At 56.2% G+C, this 2,589-nt stretch carries 4 protein-coding genes; 3 read left to right on the top strand and 1 reads right to left on the bottom strand.

Annotated elements, in window-relative coordinates:
- Together HFM78_RS15690 and HFM78_RS15685 are read left to right on the top strand one after the other, a co-directional pair.
- On the top strand, positions 1-1,310 hold a 1,310-nt coding region (locus HFM78_RS15690), incomplete at its 5' end, for a DNA primase (RefSeq protein WP_287130400.1).
- A gap of 130 nt (positions 1,311-1,440) precedes the next feature.
- Positions 1,441-1,581 (top strand): hypothetical protein, encoded by a 141-nt coding sequence (locus tag HFM78_RS15685; protein WP_287130399.1) that lies wholly within the window; start codon positions 1,441-1,443, stop codon positions 1,579-1,581.
- A gap of 9 nt (positions 1,582-1,590) precedes the next feature.
- Here HFM78_RS15685 and HFM78_RS15680 read toward each other — a convergent pair whose 3' ends face one another.
- The gene (locus tag HFM78_RS15680) at positions 1,591-2,271 is read right to left on the bottom strand and encodes an NnrU family protein (protein ID WP_287130398.1); all 681 of its coding nucleotides are present in this window, start codon (positions 2,269-2,271) and stop codon (positions 1,591-1,593) included.
- A 106-nt stretch (positions 2,272-2,377) separates the two neighbouring features.
- Between HFM78_RS15680 and HFM78_RS15675 the strand changes: the two genes are divergently transcribed.
- Positions 2,378-2,589: alcohol dehydrogenase catalytic domain-containing protein (locus HFM78_RS15675; RefSeq protein ID WP_287130397.1), on the top strand; the 212-nt coding region annotated here is incomplete at its 3' end.

Here is a 2,589-nt window from a genome sequence, read left to right as displayed (position 1 = left end):
GGTATGACTATTTTCGCCATCGGTTACTATTGCCGATCCACGACGCGCAGGGGCGGGTGGTGGCCTTTGGGGGCCGTGCCTTTGGCGATGAACAACCCAAGTATCTCAACTCGCCAGAGAGCGAGGTTTTCGAGAAGGGAAAAATTCTTTTCGGGCTAGACAAGGCGAAACAAGCGATTGCCAAGGCCGACTTTGCCCTGGTGGTAGAGGGTTATTTCGATGTCATCTCCTTGCACCAAGCCGGGATTACCCAAGCCGTTGCCACGCTCGGGACTGCCCTGGGTGAGTTTCAGGTGAAGCAACTTTTAAAGTTGACTCCCTCACAACGGATCATCCTCAACTTTGACGCGGATACCGCCGGGGAAAAAGCCACCCAACGGGCGGTGGATTATTTCAAACAACTGGGACAACTGGGTATCCAGCCCCGCGTCCTGACGATCCCCCAGGGCAAAGACCCCGACGAATTCATCCAACACAATGGCGCAAGTACCTACCTCACCTTGGCCCAGGCCGCCCCGCCCTGGCGCGAGTGGCTGATTGAGCGAATTTTCCGGGACAAGGATGTGAAACGGGCGGCGGATTTCCAGCAGGTCTCCCAGGATGCCGTGGGGTTACTGACGGAGATTACCAATTCCCTAGAGCGCACCCATTACCTCCACGAGATTGCCGGACGCTTGGCGGCGGGGAATGGGCGGCTGGGGGTCCAGATTGAAGAAGAACTGCGTAAGCGTATCCGTTCTCGCCGCTGGAGTGGCCCGACGCGTACCCCTAAAAAAGAAAACCCGGTCAACAAACTGCTCACCGCTGAGTTCCAACTGCTCCAGATCTTCCTCAACATCCCGGAATACCGCGCCGATATTCTCCGCAGTCTCGAAGATGATGATTTAGAGTTCTCCTTCCCTCTGCACCGCCGCCTCTGGCAACTGGTCAGTGAAGTGATGGAAGAGGCCCCCGACCAACTCATCCCCCAAGTTCAACGCCGGATGATTGAGGATGGTCCACTGCAAGACTACGTCTACAACCTGCTCTGGGTCTCCGAGATGAACCGCGTGGCCCTGATGCGCCCCAGTCTCGTTATGCGGGCAGCCTTAGCCAATATGGCCCTAGAAATATGCCAAAAACGTTACCTACACTGGACGCGCTACTTTGAGGAAGCCTTCGCCCAGGGTCAACGTCAAGCCGCCGAACATTACCAAGCCCAGATCCACGAAGAACACCAACGCATCCAAGACCTCAACCGCCGCTGTCAAATGACCATGGAACAAATGGCAAGCCTAGAGGCAGAACTGTTACCAGAAGAGGCTTTTTAAGCACTGAAGGTGACAGCTATTTGATTAAAGGACGATGCTACACTCACGCCATGACTCGCACCAAGCATGACCAGTTCTCCGTCGAGCCAAGCTTCCCTTTCTGGAAGAGCAGGTTCCGCTAGTCTGGGTCGTGGCCCCCACCCTGTCCCAGCAATTCCTGGAGCGGTTTGGTGCCGTGGGGCGAACGGACTGGTCCGAAGGCGTGTATTTTCTGGCGGAAGGATGGCGGATGGTCTTGGTGGCGGTGCATCAGTTGCCCGGTGGGATTTGAACCAATTCCTCAACGTTGGATTAGGGAAACACCCGCGAAATAGGGGTGGCCCTGGATGAGGAGGATGACCCCGAAAACTGTAGCAATCAGGGGAATGAAACCCAGGTCTGCAAACTTAAACGACTGGCGGCCCTGCAAGATTGCTAAGCCGGGAATGAAAGAAGTCTGAGTCAGCACTTGACCGTAACCTACCGGGTTTTCCTGACGTTTGCGCTGGTCCTGATGCCAAGCCCCAAACGGCGTGTAGAGGACCAAACCGCCCCAAAAAGCTACATCACTTGCGTAACCATTGACGATGAGATGGGCCAGCCCAAAGAGGATAAAACCAATAAAACCAGGATGCCGAGTCAGTTTAGTAATCCCTGTCACCGCCAGACTGCCCCGACTCTGCATCGAACCGGGCGGCGGCGAGATGAGACTTGCGGCAATAAAAAAGACTGCCAGCACCATTAAGCTATAGGTCAATGAGCGCGGCCCGTCCGCCCAGAGCAGAGGACCCTCGTGTTTGTGTGATCCGTAATAGACGACCAACGGGATAAAGGTCGCCGCCGCCACTAACGAGTAAAACCCCAAGTAGCCGCCCGCCCCGAGTTTCTTCTGGAGATTGGCCCGGAGTCCAACAGAGGACAAGAGCGTATGACTCGCCGCAAAAGCCAACCAAAGCCCGCCAATCACTGCCACCGCGCCCATGTCCTGTCCTCTGCCTGACACTCCCTACTATGTCAACAAATTGCCGATCAGGCCAACGGGGTGCGTCTAACTATTAAAGTAGATGAGCGTTCCACCCCGGAGCAATATGGAAACCCGTGCCGCTGTCGCCTACGAAGTTGGTAAACCCTTAACGATTGAGCGTATCCAGGTCGACGGACCCCGTGCGGGTGAAGTCTTAGTGGAGATCCGGGCCACGGGAGTCTGTCATACCGATGCTTTCACCCTCTCCGGCGAGGACCCCGAGGGCTTGTTCCCAGCGGTGTTGGGGCATGAGGGGGCGGGGGTGGTCCTGGAAGT

This window comes from Candidatus Cyanaurora vandensis, assembly GCF_013285555.1.
In the GTDB taxonomy this organism is placed as follows: Bacteria; Cyanobacteriota; Cyanobacteriia; order Gloeobacterales; family Anthocerotibacteraceae; genus Cyanaurora; species Cyanaurora vandensis.
The sequence above is the reverse complement of the archived record's forward strand: the minus strand, read 5'-3'. Positions and strand labels throughout refer to the sequence as shown.

Excerpts from the sequence above, each read along its gene's own strand:
- HFM78_RS15680 (WP_287130398.1), bottom strand. The coding sequence starts at position 2,271 with ATGGGCGCGGTGGCAGTGATTGGCGGGCTTTGGTTGGCTTTTGCGGCG.